General features: G+C 72.1%; 17 protein-coding genes. 13 read left to right on the top strand and 4 right to left on the bottom strand.

Going from position 1 to position 18,013, the window contains the following annotated elements; all coding sequences use genetic code 11:
• Nucleotides 1-68 precede the first annotated feature (68 nt).
• The 3 genes from K2224_RS36460 to K2224_RS36470 all read left to right on the top strand — a co-directional run bounded on the left by K2224_RS36460 (nt 69) and on the right by K2224_RS36470 (nt 2,312).
• Nucleotides 69-1,190 carry an ROK family glucokinase gene (locus tag K2224_RS36460; RefSeq protein WP_221911386.1) on the top strand — a complete coding sequence of 374 codons (1,122 nt, stop codon included), beginning with the start codon at nt 69-71 and terminating at the stop codon, nt 1,188-1,190.
• Complete coding sequence (locus tag K2224_RS36465; protein ID WP_221911387.1) at nt 1,187-1,759, top strand: hypothetical protein; 573 nt, start codon at nt 1,187-1,189, stop codon at nt 1,757-1,759. Before K2224_RS36460 ends, K2224_RS36465 begins: the two co-directional genes overlap by 4 nt.
• Nucleotides 1,760-2,132: 373 nt before the next feature.
• Nucleotides 2,133-2,312 carry a cytochrome P450 gene (locus tag K2224_RS36470; RefSeq protein WP_221911388.1) on the top strand — a complete coding sequence of 60 codons (180 nt, stop codon included), beginning with the start codon at nt 2,133-2,135 and terminating at the stop codon, nt 2,310-2,312.
• Between the two features lie 77 nt (nt 2,313-2,389).
• On the opposite strand, the gene K2224_RS36475 is transcribed toward K2224_RS36470, so the two are convergent.
• Nucleotides 2,390-4,051: a TlrC/CarA/OleB/SrmB family ABC-F type ribosomal protection protein gene (locus K2224_RS36475; RefSeq protein ID WP_221911389.1), complete on the bottom strand. Its 1,662-nt coding sequence runs from the start codon at nt 4,049-4,051 to the stop codon at nt 2,390-2,392.
• Nucleotides 4,052-5,557: 1,506 nt separating this feature from the next.
• On the opposite strand from K2224_RS36475, the gene pcaC reads away from it, so the two are divergent.
• From pcaC to K2224_RS36515, 8 genes are all read left to right on the top strand, one after another.
• Nucleotides 5,558-6,829 carry a 4-carboxymuconolactone decarboxylase gene (gene pcaC, locus K2224_RS36480; RefSeq protein ID WP_221911390.1) on the top strand — a complete coding sequence of 424 codons (1,272 nt, stop codon included), beginning with the start codon at nt 5,558-5,560 and terminating at the stop codon, nt 6,827-6,829.
• A 72-nt stretch (nt 6,830-6,901) separates the two neighbouring features.
• Nucleotides 6,902-7,540 (top strand): MBL fold metallo-hydrolase, encoded by a 639-nt coding sequence (locus tag K2224_RS36485; protein WP_221911391.1) that lies wholly within the window; start codon nt 6,902-6,904, stop codon nt 7,538-7,540.
• Between the two features lie 30 nt (nt 7,541-7,570).
• A complete protein-coding gene (locus K2224_RS36490; RefSeq protein WP_221911392.1) occupies nt 7,571-8,350 on the top strand; it encodes an exodeoxyribonuclease III in 780 nt (259 codons plus the stop codon).
• A gap of 114 nt (nt 8,351-8,464) precedes the next feature.
• Entirely contained in the window at nt 8,465-8,905 is a 441-nt protein-coding gene (locus tag K2224_RS36495) for a DUF6278 family protein (RefSeq protein ID WP_221911393.1), read from the top strand.
• A 105-nt stretch (nt 8,906-9,010) separates the two neighbouring features.
• Nucleotides 9,011-9,754 (top strand): amino acid ABC transporter ATP-binding protein, encoded by a 744-nt coding sequence (locus K2224_RS36500; protein WP_313904825.1) that lies wholly within the window; start codon nt 9,011-9,013, stop codon nt 9,752-9,754.
• Nucleotides 9,755-9,766: 12 nt separating this feature from the next.
• Nucleotides 9,767-10,708, top strand: coding sequence for a glutamate ABC transporter substrate-binding protein (locus K2224_RS36505; protein WP_221911394.1), 942 nt, complete (start codon nt 9,767-9,769; stop codon nt 10,706-10,708).
• A 19-nt stretch (nt 10,709-10,727) separates the two neighbouring features.
• Nucleotides 10,728-11,372: an amino acid ABC transporter permease gene (locus K2224_RS36510; protein ID WP_221911395.1), complete on the top strand. Its 645-nt coding sequence runs from the start codon at nt 10,728-10,730 to the stop codon at nt 11,370-11,372.
• Entirely contained in the window at nt 11,369-12,232 is an 864-nt protein-coding gene (locus tag K2224_RS36515; RefSeq protein WP_221911396.1) for an amino acid ABC transporter permease, read from the top strand. The genes K2224_RS36510 and K2224_RS36515 overlap by 4 nt, the downstream gene beginning before the upstream one ends.
• Before the next feature lie 10 nt (nt 12,233-12,242).
• Here K2224_RS36515 and K2224_RS36520 read toward each other — a convergent pair whose 3' ends face one another.
• Together K2224_RS36520 and K2224_RS36525 are read right to left on the bottom strand one after the other, a co-directional pair.
• Nucleotides 12,243-12,698: a pyridoxamine 5'-phosphate oxidase family protein gene (locus tag K2224_RS36520; protein ID WP_221911397.1), complete on the bottom strand. Its 456-nt coding sequence runs from the start codon at nt 12,696-12,698 to the stop codon at nt 12,243-12,245.
• Nucleotides 12,699-12,793: 95 nt separating this feature from the next.
• Nucleotides 12,794-14,404, bottom strand: coding sequence for a CocE/NonD family hydrolase (locus tag K2224_RS36525; protein WP_221911398.1), 1,611 nt, complete (start codon nt 14,402-14,404; stop codon nt 12,794-12,796).
• A 247-nt stretch (nt 14,405-14,651) separates the two neighbouring features.
• Here K2224_RS36525 and K2224_RS36530 point away from each other — a divergent pair, with 247 nt between their 5' ends.
• The gene (locus K2224_RS36530) at nt 14,652-15,506 is read left to right on the top strand and encodes a class I SAM-dependent methyltransferase (RefSeq protein WP_221911399.1); all 855 of its coding nucleotides are present in this window, start codon (nt 14,652-14,654) and stop codon (nt 15,504-15,506) included.
• Nucleotides 15,507-15,567: 61 nt separating this feature from the next.
• Here K2224_RS36530 and K2224_RS36535 read toward each other — a convergent pair whose 3' ends face one another.
• Nucleotides 15,568-16,389, bottom strand: a complete 822-nt coding sequence (locus K2224_RS36535) for an alpha/beta fold hydrolase (protein ID WP_221911400.1) — start codon at nt 16,387-16,389, stop codon at nt 15,568-15,570.
• Nucleotides 16,390-16,597: 208 nt separating this feature from the next.
• Between K2224_RS36535 and K2224_RS36540 the strand changes: the two genes are divergently transcribed.
• On the top strand, nt 16,598-17,938 hold the full coding sequence (locus tag K2224_RS36540; protein ID WP_221911401.1) for a PLP-dependent aminotransferase family protein: 1,341 nt from the start codon (nt 16,598-16,600) through the stop codon (nt 17,936-17,938).
• Nucleotides 17,939-18,013: the final 75 nt, after the last annotated feature.

The following is an 18,013-nucleotide window of genomic DNA, read 5'->3' on the forward strand; positions in this document are numbered from 1 at the left end:
AGCCGTACCGGCTGTCCCGGCCGCCGCCCCGGCAGCCGTACCGGCGACGAGGTCCGAGGGGTGATCCGATGAGCGTCTACCGCGACCGGACGCACCGCGGCACCGCCCGCGCCACCGTCCTCCGCACCGTCGGCGCCAGAGAGCGCCGCTCCCACCTGACCGCGCCCCGGGTGCCCACCGTCGGCATCGACATCGGCGGCACCAAGGTCATGGCGGGCGTCGTCGACCCCGACGGCACCATCCTGGAGAAGGTCCGCACCGAGACGCCGGACAAGTCCAAGAGCCCCAAGGTCGTCGAGGACACCATCACCGAGCTGGTGCTGGACCTCTCCGACCGGCACGACGTGCACGCGGTGGGCATCGGCGCGGCCGGCTGGGTGGACGCCGACCGCTCCCGGGTGCTCTTCGCCCCGCATCTGAACTGGCGCAACGAGCCGCTCCGCGACCGCCTCGCCGAACGCCTCGCGGTCCCGGTCATGGTCGACAACGACGCCAACACCGCCGCCTGGGCGGAGTGGCGGTTCGGCGCCGGCCGCGGCGAGGACCACCTCGTCATGATCACGCTCGGCACCGGCATCGGCGGCGCGATCCTGGAGGACGGCGCGATAAAGCGCGGCAAGTACGGGGTGGCCGGCGAGTTCGGCCATATGCAGGTGGTGCCCGGCGGCCACCGCTGCCCGTGCGGCAACCGCGGCTGCTGGGAGCAGTACAGCTCCGGCAACGCCCTGGTCCGCGAGGCCCGGGAGCTGGCCGCCGCCGACTCCCCGGTCGCGTACAACATCATCGAGCGGGTCGGCGGGCGGATCGGCGACATCACCGGTCCGCTGATCACCGAGCTGGCCCGGGAGGGCGACGCGATGTGCGTCGAGCTCCTCCAGGACATCGGCCAGTGGCTCGGCGTCGGCATCGCCAACCTCGCCGCCGCCCTCGACCCGTCCTGCTTCGTCATCGGCGGTGGCGTCAGCGCCGCCGACGACCTGCTGATCGGCCCGGCCCGGGACGCCTTCCGGCGCCATCTCACCGGCCGCGGCTACCGCCCCGAGGCGACCATCACCAAGGCCCAGCTGGGCCCCGAGGCCGGAATGGTCGGCGCGGCCGACCTCGCCCGGCTGGTCGCCCGCCGCTTCCGGCGCGCCAACCGTCGACGCGTGGAGCGCTACGAGCGCTACGAACGGGCGGGCCGCCGATGACCGAACCGGACCCATCGCCCATGCACGACGAACTCCAGCCGGTGAGCGCGCCGCGTACCCGGCCCCGCCGGCCGTTCCTCTTCGCCCTGATCGTCTTCCTGCTGATCACGATCCCGGCCGGCTACTTCGTCATCTCGGCCGAGCAGAGCCGCGACAGCGGAGAGGACAAGGAGTCCGAGGCCGCCGCCACCGGCCTGACCAACGCCTTCCCGTCCCGTCTGCAGCAGCGGATCTACGACGTCCCGGTGCCCATCGGCTCCACCCCCGTCTACTACTACGAGACCAACTCCTGGAAGACCAGCTCGCTGTTCGTGCAGTTCCGGACCAACGACTGGGGCCTGGACAAGTACCTCGCGGCCGTCGGCACCAGCACCGCCGCACTGAAGCAGGGCGCGATCACCATTCCGCCGGACCAGGCCGCCAAGGTCGGCTGGGACTTCAGCGCGGACTGGCCCTGGCGGGGCGTCGCCGTCGACCGCAAGGCGCCGCAGCCCTCCCAGCGGATCGTGGTCAGTTACGACGAGCCCGGGCACCCGGTCGTCTACACCGTTTCGACCGTGCGGTTCTGAAGGTGACCATCCCTTCCTGACCCGGGTGTCGGGACCGCGTCACGTGATCTTGCCGTCGGTGCGTTCGGGCAGCGCTGCATCAGCCGCTCGAACGCTTCCATCAGCGAGCGGTCGATCTCGTCACCCCACGGGGCCGAAAGCCCCTACCAGGCCGCCGACCTGCGGCCCGGATCCGGCGCGGTCCGGGGCAGGTCGCCCGAGGTGTAGGGGATCGAGGCCGCCACCGGGACAACGACTGCCCCCAGCCGCGCAGCCGCGGAAGCATGGACGGCATCTGGGCCAGCGCCGCCTGAGCCTTGCCTTCCTGGCGGCACTGCCGTACGGCTTTCCGCGCTGCCTCGAAGCCGGCAAACACATCGTTTCCGTCGACCCGTTGCGTCGACGTCCCGTAGCCCTGCGCGCGCCGGACCTCGCCCTCCAGGAGGCCGAGGTGGCGATCGACGCACTGCTGCACCACTTCCCCGGCCTCGCCCTGGCCGTGGCGCCGTCCGACCTGGAGCGCCAGCTCTTCCCCGGCGCCTGGCGGCTGAGCGCCCTGCCGCTGCGGCTCTGATGCCCTTGCCCCGGCGCGCCACCGGGCGGTACCCGGCCATCGCCGAGCACCGCCCCGTGGCGCACGCCGCACCGGATTCACGCCGTGGCGAATGCGGTGATCCGGCCCTCGCACAGCGACAGATGCGAGCCGCTGAACCGGGACCGCATCCGGCGGTCGTGGGTGACGACCACCACGGCGCCCTGGTAGTCCGCCAACGCCTGCTCCAACTCCTCCACGAGCACGGGGGAGAGGTGGTTGGTGGGCTCGTCCAGCAACAGCAGGTCCACCGGGTCGCTCACCAGCCGCGCGAGCTCGATCCGCCGCCGCTGCCCGTATGAGAGGTCGCCCACCCGCTGTTCCAGTTCCGCCGGGCCGAACAGGCCCAGCGAGAGCAACTCCTCGGTGTGGTCGTCGAGGTGGCCGGGGCGGCCGTGCGCGAATGCCTCCGTCACGGTCAGCCCGGCCGGCCAGGGCACCTGCTCCTGCCGCAGATGCCCTACGCGCCCGGACACGTGCACCGTCCCGCTGTCCGGTGCCAGTTCCCCGGCCAGCACCCGCAACAGTGTGGTCTTGCCCGCCCCGTTGGGCCCGGTGATCAGCAGCCGCTCGCCGGGATGTACGGATACCGACGCCACCTCCAGCCGGTCCCCGACGCACACCTCGGAGAGCTCGGCCACCGGGGCCTGCACCGTTGCGTCCGGGCCCGCGGTGGCGATGTGGGCCGTGAAGGTCAGCGGGTCGGCCGGCGGGGCAACGGGGTTCTCCGTCAGTCGGGCCATCCGTTCCTTGGCGTTGCGGATGCGGCTCATGGCGCCGTGCCCGCGGCCTCGCGACCGGAAGGCACCGTGGCCGAAGACGGCGAACGGCACCTTGCGCGGAATGTTGTCCAGTCGCGACACGTTGGAGGTGACCAGCTCCCGGTTGCGGTCCAGCTCGGCGCGCCACTCCTCGTACTCGCGCAGCCGCCGCTCACGCTCCGCGGCCTTCGCGGTGAGATAGCCCTCGTAGCCGTTCCCGTAGCGACTCACGTTGCCGGCGTTCACTTCCAGGATGGTGGTGGTGAGCCGCTCCAGGAAGACTCGGTCGTGGGTGACCGCGATCACGGTGCCGCGATGTGCCCGCAGATGGTCCTCCAGCCAGCTCACCGCCTGGTCGTCCAGGTCGTTGGTCGGCTCGTCCAGCGCCAGCAGTTCGGGCGCCGACGCCAGCGTCGCGGCCAGGGCCAGCCGCGAGCACTCGCCCCCGGAGAGGGTGCCCAGCCGGCGATTGCGGTCCAGGCTCGGCAGGCCGAGCCCGTGCAGTGCGATGTCCACCCGGGCGTCGGCCTCGTAGCCGCCGCGAGCCTGGTACTGCTCGACCAGGTCGGCGTAGGTTTCCAGAAGAGCGGCCAGTTCCCGGTCCGGGCCTGCCCGATAGGGCCGTTCGGCCAGCTCGGCCTCGGCCCGCCGCACCCCCGCCGCAATCTCGCGCAGCTCGACCATGGCAAGGTCGACGGCGTCTTGAACGGTGGCCTCGGGGGCAAGTTCCAGTGTCTGCGCCAGATAGCCGGTGCCGCCGGGAGCGACCACGGTGACGGCCCCGTTGTCGGCCTGCTCCCGCCCGGCGATCAGCTTGAGCAGGGTGGACTTGCCGGAGCCGTTGTCGCCGATGATGCCGACCTTCTCGCCCGGCTTGATGGTGAAACCGACCCGGTCGAGTACGACACGGTCGTGGTAGCGCTTGGTGATGTCATGCAGGGCTAGTTGCGCGGTAAGCATGTGAGGTCCTCCTGAATAACGGCCGAGGATGGATGGGGGATCCGCGCACACGACAGGCTGTCCGGGCGCGATGGCCCAACAGAGAACGCCGATACGGCCGATGACGTCGGAACGGCGTGTTTCAGAAGCGCACGGATGGATGCGGCGGAGCAGAGCTCGACGCGGCGACATCCTCAACTATCACAGAGAACCCATAACATCCAATCTATGCGGCAAATTACTGTCGCGGCAAGCGTGTGTCGACCATGAAGAGACGTCGACGAGTGCCGGGTCTCATCGCACCGGAGTGCAATCCAATTCCCGGGACCTCACGGGGCATTCGGAGGATTCGCCGGAAGTGCCTGTTCAGGCAGGGGCCGCCATTAAATCAGGGGACGCCATCAAATCCCGGAGGGCTCGTCGGTCGTGATCGCGCCTTCAGGTGGCTGGGATACTTTCCATCGGCAGCCGCTGCCTGACGTTTTTCCGATCAACTCGACGCTTTTTGTGCCGACTTGCCCGGCTCCTTGGTCGACGTTTAACCGTTGAGATAGGCGCGGGCTCCGGCCGGGTGGCCAGGGGTACTGGCGTCGGCTGGACGCTCCATGCTCGCGGTGGGGATCGATGCCCACGGGGCAAGTCGACTGACCGCCGAATCACTTCCCGATGTCACGGTGGTGAACGAGAACTTTCTGACCTTGCAACTGCCCAGGCAGTCAATCCGTCTGATTGGCGATCTTCCCTTGTGTCCGGCACCAAGATACTGAGGCGCTGCCTGGAGCTGAGGCCGAATCGGATGCGCCAGGGGGAATTCCTGCTTCAGCGTGAGTATGTGGGCAAGTGGACCGGTGCCTGGGGCGGCAATCTTTTCAACGCCCAGTGGGAGCCGTGGTATCCGTTCGAAGGGGGCCGGCTTTCTCCCGCAACGAATTCAGCTCCGTACCGCGCGCCGACGCCCAGGCGCTGGTGCGCCGCGGCCATGTCCGGTTCGTGCGCAGTGCCGGGGCGCGGCCGGCCGATCGAGTCAAGGATCTCGCGGTCCGGGACTGGGTCGCACTGTTCCGCGCGAACCCCTGGCAGGCCGACTCCGCGCATCGCCTTGCGGGAGAGATCGGCGCGGGTTCCGCCGAGCCCCGGCATGTTTCCTGCTCTCCTGGCCAGGGGTTTCCCCTTTCGTCGGTGGGATGAGGCGCTCCGTTTCGTTGTGCTGACGAGTCTGGGCGGTGCGTATCGACTTGTCAAGACGATACGAATCGTCTCGCCATGCTCTTGCGCCGGACATCGATACGCGGATCGCCGTACCCGGCTCGTCGTGGCTCATCATGATCGGCTGGTACGGACGCGGTGCCTTGCTCGCGATCAGGGCCGGGGTCTTTGGGCCCGGTCGCCTGGTCGTCCACGTCGTCTCCACGGTGAGCATCTGACCTACATGGATCCCGTTTCGGGCGCGATCGGCGGGCCGTGCCCTGACGGCTCTTCCTGACCCGAGTGTCAGGACCGCGTCACGGCGTCGGTTAGCGTGTCGGGGTGAGCGAGAAGACCCTGCAGCACCGGATCGACGGTCCCGACGGCGCCCCCGTGCTCGTCTTGGGGGCCGCCCTCGGGACGACCTGGCACATGTGGGATCGGCAGATCCCCGAGCTGACCCGCCAGTGGCGCGTCATCCGCTTCGACCTGCCCGGCCACGGCGGATCCCCCGCACACGCGGCGAACTCCGTCGCCGAAGTCGCCGACCGGCTGGTGGCCACCCTGGACGCGCTGGGCGTGGAGCGGTTCGGCTACGCCGGCTGCGACCTCGGCGCCGCGGTCGGCACCCAGCTGGCGCTCACCCGCCCGCACCGCGTCACCTCCCTCGCGCTGGTGTCCTCCTCCCCGCGCTACGGCACCGCCGACGCGTGGCGGCAGCGCGGCGTGGTGATCCGCACCAATGGACTCGACCCGATCGCCCGCACCTCGCCGGAGCACTGGTTCACCCCGGGCTTCGCCGGCGCCCAGGCCGCCATCGTCGAATGGGCCGTCCAGATGGTGCGGACCACCGACCCCGGTTGCTACATCGCCGCCTGCGAGGCGCTCGCCGCCTACGACGTGCGCTCCTCCCTGGGGCGGGTGGGCGTGCCCACGCTCGTCGTCGTCGGTGCCGAGGACCAGGTCACGCCCACCACCGACGCCCGCACCCTGGTCGCCGGCATACCGGACGCCAGTCTGGCGCTGATACCCGGCACCTCGCACCTGGCACCCGTCGAGCAGCCCGCCGCCGTCACCGAGCTGCTCATCCGCCACTTCAGCACCGCCTGGCACGACAAGCCCGGTCCGGCCGCCATCAGCGCGGCCGCCCCCAAGGCGCAGATCGCGCCGCCCATGCCGACCCACGCCCCGGCCGCCATCGAGTCCGGCCTGACGCAGCCCGACCAGGTCCGCGGCGGCACCTACGAGCAGGGCATCAAGATCCGCCGCGAGGTCCTGGGCGACGCCCATGTGGACCGGGTCGAGGCCGGCGCCGACGACTTCACCGCCGACTTCCACGACTTCATCACCCGGTACGCCTGGGGCGAGACCTGGACCCGGCCGGGCCTGGACCGCCGCACCCGGAGCGTCATCACCCTCACCGCGCTGGTCGCCCGCGGCCACTTCGAGGAGCTCGCGCTGCACACCCGTGCCGCCCTCCGCAACGGTCTGACGCCCGTGGAGATCAAGGAGATCCTGCTGCACACCGCGGTCTACTGCGGCGTCCCGGCCGCCAACTCCGCCTTCGCGGTGGCCCAGAAGGTCATCCAGGAGGAGACGACCCCGGAGGGGTGAAGGAGCGGGCGGGCCCGGGGCGGACTGCTCACAGGCAGCCGCCCGTGCGTCGACGCGCGGCAGGATGGCCCCATGGAACTCACCAAGAAGACCCACTCCTGCGTCCGGATCGAGAAGGACGGGCGGACGCTGGTGATCGATCCGGGGGTGTTCAGCGAGGCGGACGCGGCCGTCGGCGCGGACGCGATCCTGGTGACGCACGAGCACCTGGACCACTTCGACGAGGAGCGGCTGAGCCGGGGCATGGAGGCGAATCCGGCGGCCGAGATCTGGACGTTGGCCAGCGTCGCCGACCAGATCTCCGCGGCCTTCCCGGGCCGGGTGCACACCGTCGGCGAGGGCGACACCTTCACCGCCGCCGGCTTCGACGTCGAGGTCCACGGCCAGCTGCACGCAGTGATCCACCCGGACATCCCGCGCATCACCAACGTCGGCTTCCTCCTGGACGGCACCGTCTTCCACCCCGGCGACGCGCTGACCGTCCCCGAGGGCCGCACCGTCGACACCCTGCTGCTCCCCGTCCACGCGCCGTGGAACAAGGTCGGCGAGATCATCGACTACGTCCGCGCGGTCGCCCCGCGCCGGGCCCTGGACATCCACGACAGCCTGCTCCAGGACCACGCCCGCCCGGTCTACGACGCCATGATCGACAAGCTCGGCGGGGCCGACCACGGCCGCCTCGCACCGGGGGCGCACACCGAGGTGGGCTGATTGTCGGTGGCGGGCGGTAGGTTTACGGACATGCGCATCGCGACCTGGAACGTCAACTCGATCACCGCCCGCCTCCCGCGGTTGCTGGCCTGGCTGGAGAAGTCCGGCACGGACGTGCTGTGCGTCCAGGAGACCAAGTGCTCCGCCGAGCAGTTCCCCTACGAGCAGCTCCGCGAGCTGGGGTACGAGGCCGCGGTCAACGCCGACGGCAGGTGGAACGGCGTCGCGCTGCTCTCCCGGGTGGGCCTGACGGACGTGGTCATGGGCCTGCCCGGCGGCCCGGAGTACGACGGCGCCCAGGAGCCCCGCGCCGTCTCCGCGACCTGCGGCCCGGCCCGCGTCTGGTCGGTCTACGTGCCCAACGGCCGCGAGGTCGACCACGCCCACTACGCCTACAAGCTCGGCTGGTTCGAGGCCCTCAAGGCGGCGGTCGCCGAGGACGCTGCGGGCAGCCGCCCGTTCGCCGTCCTCGGCGACTACAACGTCGCCCCGACCGACGAGGACGTCTGGGACCCGGCCGTCTTCGAGGGCCTGACCCATGTCACCCCGGCCGAGCGCGCCGCCCTGGCCGCCCTGCGCGAGGCCGGCCTGTCGGACGTGGTGCCCCGCCCGCTGAAGTACGACCACCCCTACACCTACTGGGACTACCGCCAGCTCGCCTTCCCCAAGAACCGCGGCATGCGCATCGACCTCGTCTACGCCAACGAGCCGTTCGCCAAGGCCGTCTCGGACGCCTATGTCGACCGCGAGGAGCGCAAGGGCAAGGGCGCCTCGGACCACGCGCCGGTCGTGGTGGACCTCGACGTGTGAGCCGGTCTCACGCCGGCCGCCTCCCCGGTGCGGCGCACTCGGGAGCCGAGGAGCCCCCGGCGCCGTGCCGCGCGCCTGTGGCCGTGGCACACGGGCGGGTGGGACCCTCGCAGCATGAACCTGTCTTTCCTGGACAAGTGGCGTAGGCGCATCGACGCGGCCGGCTCGGTGCCGCTAGCCGAGTCGGTGCGCGCGGATCCCGAGAGCGTCGTCGAGCTGCTCTCCGAGTGCGAGCTGCTGCGCGACCAGGCGGCCACCGCGGGCGTCGAACTCGACGACTCCGTACGGTCGTTGGCGGAGCTGGACCAGCTCCAGCCGGTCTGGCGCGACGACCCGGAGGTGCTGTCCTGGCTCGGCAACGACGCCGGGCTCTACCTCGGAACGGTCCTGGTGCGCACGGTCCGCGACGCGGTCTGGTATGTCTGGCCGGACGGGCAGCCGGTGGTGCGGCTGGCCTCCGGCCGGGAGGTCGACGTGGTGACCGCCGGCCATGCCTGGGCCGACGACGGCGCACCCGAGCTCTCCCAGGTCTACGCCGAGGTCGCGGAGGGCTGACCGGCCCGTCCGAACGGCCCGCCCCGCGCGTGTCACCGGCGAAGTGCCCCATTCGTACGGATAGGTTGCGATCTCCCCGTACGGATGAGAGGGGGCGGGCCGGGCATGGCCGGTGACGCGCTGATCGAACTGCGCGGGGTCAACAAGCGCTACGGCGCGCTGCACGTCCTCCGGGACATCGACCTCACCGTCGGCCGCGGCGAGGTCGTGGTGATCATCGGCCCCTCCGGGTCCGGCAAGTCGACCCTGTGCCGGACCGTCAACCGTCTGGAGACCATCGAGTCGGGCACCATCCTGCTCGACGGCGTGCCGCTGCCCCAGGAGGGCCGGGCGCTGGCCCGGTTGCGCGCCGACGTCGGCATGGTCTTCCAGTCGTTCAACCTCTTCGCGCACCGCACCGTGCTGGACAACGTGACGCTGGCGCCGATGAAGGTCCGCCGGAAGCGCAAGGAGGACGCCGAGCGCAGGGCCCGCGAACTCCTGGACCGGGTGGGGCTCGCCGCCCACGCCGCCAAGTACCCGGCGCAGCTCTCCGGCGGTCAGCAGCAGCGGGTCGCCATCGCCCGGGCCCTCGCCATGGATCCCAAGGCGCTGCTCTTCGACGAGCCCACCTCGGCCCTCGACCCCGAGATGATCAACGAGGTGCTGGAGGTGATGCGGCAACTCGCCCGGGAGGGCATGACGATGGTCGTGGTCACCCACGAGATGGGCTTCGCCCGCTCCGCCGCCCACCGCGTGGTGTTCATGGCCGACGGCCGGATCGTCGAGGACCGCGCCCCGGAGGAGTTCTTCGCCGCGCCGCGCAGCGCACGCGCCAAGGACTTCCTCGCCAAGATCCTCAAGCACTGAACGGGGCGCGCGATGCCGCACCTTCCCACCCCGCCGCCCGGCCGCGCCCGCCCGGTCCGGCTCGCCGCCCTGCTGCTCGTCCTCCTCACGCTGGCCGCGGCGGCCTGCGGCCGGCCCGGCAGCCCGCCCGTCAAGGGACCCAGGGCCGGCGACCTGCCCGCCTATCCGGTGGCCCGGGGGTTCTCGCTGCCCGCCTCGCCGACCTGGCGGGCGGCCGAGCGCCGCGGCCGGCTCGTCGTCGGCGGCAAGGAGGACCAGCCCTACCTCGGCGAACGGGACCCGGCGACCGGCGTCCGCCGCGGCTTCGACATCGAGATCGCCAAGATGATGGCCGCCGCGCTCGGCTTCCCCGCCCGTGCGGTGGACTTCGTCACCATCGCCTCCGCCAACCGCGAGACCGCGCTGCAGAACGGCCAGATCGACCTGTACGTCGGCTCGTACACCATCAACGCCAAGCGGAAGCAGCAGGTCGGCTTCGCCGGCCCGTACTACATGGCGGGCCAGTCGCTCCTGGTGCGCCGCGACGAGCACGGCATCCACGGCCCGCAGGACCTGGCCGGGAAGCGGGTCTGCTCGGCCGCCGGCTCCACCCCGTACCAGCGCATCCAGGCGGACTTCCCCCAGGTCGTGCTGGTCGCCTACGACACCTACTCGGCGTGTGTGGACAACCTGTTGACCTACCAGGTCGACGCGGTCACCACCGACGACGCGATCCTGCTCGGCTACGCCGCCAAGGCGCCCGACCAGCTGAAGGTCGTCGGCAGACCGTTCTCGAAGGAGCCGTACGGCATCGGCGTGCCCCGCTCCGACAACGCGCTGCGGTTCGCGCTGGACGACGCGCTCGCCGCCGACGAGCGCAACGGCGCCTGGCGGAAGGCGTACCAGGCGACGCTCGGGGTGTCCGGGATGCCGCCGCCGGCGCCGCCCCCGATCGACCGCTATCCGGCGACCTGAGGAGCCAAGGGACCGACCGATGAACGTTCTCCTCGACAACCTCTCCCGCTACGGCCGGGGACTGCTGGGCACGGTCGAACTGACCGTCTACGCCTCGCTGTTGGCGCTGGTCCTCGGTTTCCTGATGGCGGCCTTCCGGGTCGCGCCGGTCCGCTCGCTGCGGGCCTTCGGCACGGCCTGGGTGACGGTGCTGCGCAACACCCCGCTGACGCTGCTGTTCTTCGCGGTGGTGCTGGGGCTGCCGCGGTTCGGCCTGGTGCTGCCCTTCACCCTCTTCGCCGTGCTGGCGCTGGGCTGCTACACCTCGGCGTTCGTCTGCGAGGCGGTGCGGGCCGGCATCAACACCGTGCCGTCCGGGCAGGGCGAGGCGGCCCGCAGCCTGGGCATGACCTTCGGGCAGACGCTGGGGCTGGTGGTGCTGCCGCAGGCGTTCCGCTCGGTCATCCCACCCCTCGGCTCGACCCTGATCGCGCTCGCCAAGAACTCCGCGATCGCCGGCTCGTTCAGCGTCGTCGAACTCCTCGGCGTCTACAAACCCCTCAACGAGCTGGGCTACAGCGCCATCTGGTCGTTCGTCTGGATCGCGCTCGGCTACCTCCTCGTGACCCTGACCATCAGCGCGCTCTTCAACGCGCTGGAGAGGCGCTACGGAGTGGCCCGATGAGCACCGTCCTGTACGACCTGCCGGGCCCGCGGACCCGGCGCCGGCACCGGTACTACGGGCTCGCCGGGACGCTGGTGCTGCTCGCCCTGGCCGGCTGGGTCCTGTCTCTCCTCTTCCGCACCGACCAGTTCACCGCGGGGAAATGGACGCCCTTCACCTATGTGGGCATCCAGGAGCTGCTGTTGACCGGACTGGGCAACACCCTGCGGGCGTTCGGGCTGGCGGCGGTGCTGTCGCTGGCGCTGGGCGCGGTGCTGGCGGCCGGGCGGCTCTCCGTGCACCGGCCGCTGCGCTGGGCGGGCACCCTGCTGGTGGAGTTCTTCCGGGCCATGCCGGTGCTGGTGATGATCTTCTTCATCTATGTGGCGCTGCGTGCGGAGCCGTTGACGGCCCTGGTCAGTGGGCTGGCGCTGTACAACGGCTCGGTTCTGGCGGAGGTCTTCCGCTCCGGGGTGAACGCCGTCGAGCGCGGCCAGGGCGAGGCGGCGTACGCGCTGGGGATGCGCAAGACCCAGGTCATGGTGCATGTGCTCGTCCCGCAGGCGGTCCGGGCGATGCTGCCGGCGATCATCTCCCAGCTGGTGGTGGCCCTGAAGGACACCTCGCTGGGCTTCCTCATCAGCTACGAGGAGTTCCTGCACGCCGGCAAGCTCATCGCCGCCAACCTCGACTACGACCTGCCGTTCATCCCCGTCGTCATGATCGTCTCGCCGGTCTACATCGGGTTGTGCATGCTGCTGTCCTGGCTGGCCACCTGGGTCGCCCGGCGGCAGCGACGCAGTCCGAAGGTCGACACGGACGAGGTGGCCGCGCCGGAGCCGGCGACGCTCCGGCCGGACGACCACCGGGCGCACGGCTGAGTGGCCGGCGTCAGACCCGCCAGACGCCGTCCCGCATCAGCTCCCGCCCGGCCAGTTCGTTCGCCTCGCGCCAGACCAGCAGCCGGTGCGGGGTGAAGCGGAGGAAGACCCAGGGATCGCGGCCGCGCGGGTTCCAGCCGAGTTTGGCAGCCAGGGCGTCCGTGGCGTCCTGCGGTAGCGCGTCGTTGGCCAGGACCTCCACGGTGCAGTCGGCGAGCACCACGTCCCGGGTGGTGCCCAGCGCCACCCGGCTCTCCCCGCGGGCGGCGAGGTTGCGGGCGGTGGGGTTGGTGCCCTTGGTGGACATCACCAGCCGCTCCCCGTGCCAGACGAACGACAGCGGCACCAGGGTGGGCGCGCCGTCGGGGGAGGCGGAGGAGACCCAGGCGTCCTCCTCCGTCTCCAACAGTCGGAGCGCGTCCCGTTTGCGTTGCCCGGCGTCGCGGGGCGGGGGGTGGTTCGTCATGCCGCGGAGCCTAACGAGCCGCTGCCGCCCGGCGCTTCGGGCGCGGGCCGTAGGGCGGTGGTCGTAGGCCGCCCCGCCGACCGTCGTCCGCCGGTTCAGTCGCGGACCGGCACCGACACATACGACGGGTCGTTGGCGGGCGAGGAGAACGACAGCCGGGCGCCGGCGGGGTTCTGGGCGATGTAGAGCGGGTCGACGGTGTCCACGACCACCGCGAGCCGGTGTCCGGCGGGTACGTCGTAGGCGGTGGCGAAGAGGTCCAGGTCCAGGGTGAAGGGCTTGCCCGGCGCCCTGCCGTGGAAGGTGACCGGCGCGTGGGTGACCAGTTTTCCCAGGCCCAGCGGGCCGACGTCGTAGAGGTAGGCGATGGCGGTGCCGTCGGCGGCGGTGGGGGTCACGGTGGTGTGCAGCCGGGTGGTGCCGCGCACCCGCTGCCCGCTCCCGTACGGCGCGGACTCCCAGACCGCTGCTGCCGAGCGCGGCAGCAGCGGGATCGACGCCATCGGGGGCAGCCGGAAGAACTGGTCGAGGATGCTGGAGAGGAAGATCAGTCCGCCGTCGGCGCCGGAGTCGGTGCCGGTGCGGATGCGCCGGGTGCCGTCGAGCGCGATCCGGCGGTGTGCGGAGGGGACGTCCTGCCAGCTCTTGTAGCCCTCGTAGGCGCCGGTGGAGCGGGACTTGAGGAGGACCGGCGGCTCGCGGTCGATGCCGTTGTCGGTGCCCCTGAGGTAGTGGTCGAGCCACCGCCTGGTGTCGTTCCAGGTGTCGTTGGGCAGGCCGAGCAGGCCCAGGCCCTCGGCCGTCGCGTGGTCGCCGGGGCGGAACTCCAGCCGCTTGGGGCCCTTGAGCTTCTCGAAGAACGCCGCGTACTGGTCGGGCGGGAAGAGGGAGTCGCCCCAGGCGTTGCCGAGCAGGATCGCCGCCCCGTTGGCGTTGATCCGGTCGAGGTAGGTGGCCGGGGAGCGCTTCCGGCCCCAGGCGATCATGTCCTTCTCCTTGGACATGTCGGCGCTGAGGAACTCCTTGAGCACCCGCTGGAGTTCGGGGCTGGGCCGGCCGGTCAGCGCGCCGGCGCCGCCGAGCATCGCGGCGGCCTGGAGGTGCGGGGTGCGGCCGCTGTAGATCGAGCCGATGAGGTCGGCCCAGCCGCTGAGCGCCGCGACCGCCTTGATCCGCTTGTCGGCCCCGGCGGCCAGCAGGCTGATCCCGGCGCCGTAGGAGACCCCGGCCATCCCGATCTTCCGCGGGTCGGCGGAAGTGTGCGCCAGCCCCCAGTCGATGACCTTGGAGGCGTCGGCGACGTCCTGCGGTCCGGCGGTCTCTATCTGCCCGCCGGACTGCCAGAAGCCGCGCGAGTTGTAGCCGATGACGACATAGCCGGAGGCGGCCAGCTTCCGGGCCTGTGCGAGGTATTCGACCTGCGGCATCGCCCAGCTGGTGGGCAGCACGACGAGCGGGTACCGGTGGGTGCCGTCGGCCCCGGCGGGGGTGAAGACGTTGGCCTTGAGGGTGATCCCGCCCGCGCCGGTGATGTCGACGAACCGCAGGGTGGGGGAGTCCGCGGCGGCGGGCCGGGCGGTGGCGGCCGAGGTGCGGGCCGGGGCCGGCGCGGCCTGGGCCGGGGCGCAGGTGAGGGCCGTGGTGGCGAGCACCGCCGCGGAGACGGTGCCGATGGCGGCGCGCACAGTGGTGCGGGAGGGCGTCATCTTCTGCTCCAGATCTCGATGCGAGCCGCACGGGGCGCTGTCCCGCGGACCTGGGGACAGGAGGGGGTGCCAGGCGGCTCGAATGTGACTGGAGGGTAAGGTCCGTTGCTTACCGTTGGTAACCCATCGGTAGGTTACGGCTGGGTAACGTCGAGGTGTGGCGGGAGAGTTCGGAGCGGTCCGGGGCGTTGGTGCGTAGAACGTGACGGGCGAGATGCATGGGATGCATAAGGCGGAAGGGGCGGGTGTGACGAACACCGGAGAGGCGTCGGCGCAGTTCGCGGGGGAGACGCCGTTCGACGTCGGTGAACGGCGGGCGTGGGCCGGGCGGGCCGCGGCGTACGCGGCGGGCTTCGGGCGACTGTGCGCGTATACGGTCCCGCGGCTGCTGGACGCCGCGGGCGTCACCGAGGGCAGCCGGGTGCTGGACGCCGGCACCGGGACCGGTGCCGCCGCGGCGGCCGCCTGCGCCCGCGGGGCCCGGGTGACCGCCGTGGACGCCGAACCCGACATGGTGCGCGCTGCCGCGGCCGCCGCCCCCGAGGTCGCCGTCCGGCTGGCCGCACTGCCCCAACTGCCCTTTGCCGACGAATCGTTCGACGCCGTCGTCGGCAACTTCGTGCTCAACCACGTCGGACGGCCGCGGGCGGCCCTCGCGGAGCTGCGTCGGGTGACCCGCCCCGGCGGCCGGATCGCGCTGACCATCTGGGCGGCGCCGCCCGCATCGGGCCAGGCGCTGCTCGGCCGCGCGGTGCAGGCGGCCGGCGTACCGCGACCGCCGGACATCCCCGCCCTCGCACCCGAGGACGACTTCCCGCGCACCGAGCCGGGGCTCGCGGAACTGCTCCGCACCGCGGGCCGCCTGGCCGGGGTGGTGTGCTCCGCGGTCTCCTGGGATCACCGCACCACGCCGGAGGAGTGGTGGCACGGTCCGGCATCCGGCGTGGCGACCATCGGCCGGGTCGTGACCTCCCAGGGCCCCGCGGCGACCGAGCGCATCCGGCGTCATTTCCGCGACCTGGCGGTCGAGTTCGCCGCTCCGGACGGGCAACTGGTGCTGCCGCACACGGCGTTGCTGGCCTCGGGGCGGGTAGCCGGGTAGCCGGGTAGCCGGGAAATCGGGCCGTTGGGGCGCAGGGGGCGCGCCCCCGGGCGGGGCGCGCTCAGCCCTCAGGGGCGGCGGCCGGGGCCGGCAGCGCGGCCAGGAACTCCGTCAGCGCCGCGTTGAACTCCTCCGGGCGCTCCAGGTTCGGCATATGGCCGGCGTCCTGAACGATCCTCAACCGCGCGCCCGGCACCGCCTCGTGGATCACCCGGGCGTCGGCGACCGGCGTGAACTCGTCCTCCGTGCCGACCACGACCAGGGTGGGCACGGAGATCTCCGGCAGCATCCCGGTGTAGTCCCGCCGCTCCGCCCGGCCGCGCAGGGCGGCCGCGGCGCCCTCGGGGGAGGTGTTCCGCATCATCCCCAGGACGTGCTCGGCGACCGCCGGCAGTGCCGTGACATGGGCCGGCGCGATCATCTTGGGCAGCACCTCCCGCGCGTACCCGTCCATCCCCTCCGCGAGCAGCCGCTCCGCGGTCCGCAGCCGCACCGCCCGGCCCTCGGCGGTGTCCGCCGCCGCGAAGGTGTCGGCGAGCAGCAGTGCCCGGATCCGCTCCGGGAATCGGCGGTAGCACTCCATGACGATCTGCCCGCCCATGGACAGCCCGCCCAGCACGCACCGTTCGACGCCGAGATGGTCGAGCAGTGCGGCGACGTCCCCGGCGAAGGTCTCCAGCGGGGTCTTGCCGGGCACCACCGGGCTCTCGCCGTAGCCGCGCAGGTCCGGGGTGATCACCCGCATGCCGGCGCGGCTGAAGTGCTCCCTCTGCGGGCGCCACATCGAGCGGTCGAAGGGGTGCCCGTGGATCAGCACCAGCGGCTCGCCGCTGCCCTCGTCGTCATACGCGATCGAGATCCCGTCGCATTGCACCGATGCCATGGCACACCTCTCCTTGCCGCATCACCTGCGGCCTTGCCGTGTCCGGGAGTTGACGGCTCGATGCTATGAGGGGCATTGTCTCGGCACAATAGGAACAATGTGCTCGGTGCAATGCCGCTGGTGCAGGTCAGCAGTGTCAGGTCAGCAGTGCAGTGCCATGGCAGTGGTGCGATGCCGGCGGCGCAATGCCGGGGAGGGGAGTGCACAAGTGCCGGGGGACGACTACCGCGCCATCGCCGACGAACTGGCCGCGGTCATCGGGGAAGGCCGGCTCCGCCCGGGGGACCGGCTTCCGCCGCTGCGCCGGTTCGCCCGCCGACGGCGGATCGCGGACTCCACCGCGGCCCGGGTCTACCGCGAACTGGGCCGCCGCGGCCTGACGGTGGGCGAGGTCGGCCGCGGCACGTTCGTCCGCACGGCGCCCCCGGCGCCCGAGCCCGCGCTGGCCGAGCCCGGCGGCCACCGGATCGACCTGGAGCTCAACTTCCCCGTTCTGCCCGGGCAGCCCGCGCTCCTCGCCAGCAGCCTCGGCCGGCTGCTCCAGCAGGACGACACGATGGCGGCGGCGCTCCGCCCGGGTGCCGCCGCCGGCACCCCCGCCGCCCGCCGGGCCGCGGCCAGGCACCTCGCCCGGGCCGGCTGGGTCCCCGACGCCGGCCGGCTGCTCTTCGCCGGCAGCGGCCGCCAGGCCCTCGCCGCGGCCTTCGCCACCCTCGTCCCGCCCGGCGAGCGCCTGGGCGTCGAAGCGCTCACCTTCCCCGTCGTCAAGGGCATCGCGGCCCGGCTGGGCATCACCCTCGTCCCGCTGGCCATGGACGAGCACGGCGTGACCCCCGACGCGCTGCGGGCCGCCGCGCCGCTGCGCGCGGTCTATCTGCAACCCGCGCTGCACAACCCGCTCGGTACCACCATGCCCGACGCCCGCCGGGTCGAACTCGCCGAGGAATTGAGGGAGTTGGAACTGTTCGCGGTCGAGGACGCCGTCTACGGTTTCCTCCGCCCCGACCTGCCGCCGCTCGCCTCCCTGGCGCCGGAGCGCACGGTGCTCGTCGACAGCCTCTCCAAACGCCTCGCCCCCGGACTGACGCTCGGCTTCCTGGTGCCCCCCGTCCGCGACGCCGGTCCCGACTTCGCCGCGGCGCTCCGCTCCGGCGCCTGGACCGCGTCCGGTTTCGCGCTGGCCGCGGCGGTCCGCTGGCTGGACGACGGCACCGCGGCCGCCGTCGAGGCGGAGAAGCGCGCCGACGCGGCGGCCCGTCAGCGGATCGCCGCGGACCGCCTCGCCGGTCAGCGGCTCCGTACCGACCCGCACTCCTACCACTGCTGGTGGGAACTTCCCGAGCCCTGGCGGGCGGACACCTTCGTGGCCGCGGCGGCCCGCCACGGCATCGCGGTCACCCCGTCCGGCGCCTTCGCCGCGGGCCGGGGTCACGTCCCCAACGCGGTGCGGCTGGCGCTGTCCGCGCCGCCCGTCGACGTCCTCGCGGACGCCCTCGACGTGCTGGCCGGACTGGCCCGCCGGACGCCGGAGGACGCCGGGGCGGATTGACTTGCTCCCCGGGCTGAAGTCCGAGGATTCTGGCCTTCTCTCTCGTCGCTGTGCCGCTACGCGGAGCAGGCTTTG

Origin of the sequence: Streptomyces sp. BHT-5-2 (assembly GCF_019774615.1) — a bacterium.
Classification (GTDB): Bacteria; Actinomycetota; Actinomycetes; order Streptomycetales; family Streptomycetaceae; genus Streptomyces.

Excerpts from the sequence above, each read along its gene's own strand:
- K2224_RS36460 (WP_221911386.1), top strand. The coding sequence starts at position 69 with ATGAGCGTCTACCGCGACCGGACGCACCGCGGCACCGCCCGCGCCACC.
- K2224_RS36465 (WP_221911387.1), top strand. The coding sequence starts at position 1,187 with ATGACCGAACCGGACCCATCGCCCATGCACGACGAACTCCAGCCGGTG.
- K2224_RS36475 (WP_221911389.1), bottom strand. The coding sequence starts at position 4,051 with ATGCTTACCGCGCAACTAGCCCTGCATGACATCACCAAGCGCTACCAC.
- K2224_RS36485 (WP_221911391.1), top strand. The coding sequence starts at position 6,902 with ATGGAACTCACCAAGAAGACCCACTCCTGCGTCCGGATCGAGAAGGAC.
- K2224_RS36490 (WP_221911392.1), top strand. The coding sequence starts at position 7,571 with ATGCGCATCGCGACCTGGAACGTCAACTCGATCACCGCCCGCCTCCCG.
- K2224_RS36495 (WP_221911393.1), top strand. The coding sequence starts at position 8,465 with ATGAACCTGTCTTTCCTGGACAAGTGGCGTAGGCGCATCGACGCGGCC.
- K2224_RS36500 (WP_313904825.1), top strand. The coding sequence starts at position 9,011 with ATGGCCGGTGACGCGCTGATCGAACTGCGCGGGGTCAACAAGCGCTAC.
- K2224_RS36505 (WP_221911394.1), top strand. The coding sequence starts at position 9,767 with ATGCCGCACCTTCCCACCCCGCCGCCCGGCCGCGCCCGCCCGGTCCGG.
- K2224_RS36510 (WP_221911395.1), top strand. The coding sequence starts at position 10,728 with ATGAACGTTCTCCTCGACAACCTCTCCCGCTACGGCCGGGGACTGCTG.
- K2224_RS36515 (WP_221911396.1), top strand. The coding sequence starts at position 11,369 with ATGAGCACCGTCCTGTACGACCTGCCGGGCCCGCGGACCCGGCGCCGG.
- K2224_RS36520 (WP_221911397.1), bottom strand. The coding sequence starts at position 12,698 with ATGACGAACCACCCCCCGCCCCGCGACGCCGGGCAACGCAAACGGGAC.
- K2224_RS36525 (WP_221911398.1), bottom strand. The coding sequence starts at position 14,404 with ATGACGCCCTCCCGCACCACTGTGCGCGCCGCCATCGGCACCGTCTCC.
- K2224_RS36535 (WP_221911400.1), bottom strand. The coding sequence starts at position 16,389 with ATGGCATCGGTGCAATGCGACGGGATCTCGATCGCGTATGACGACGAG.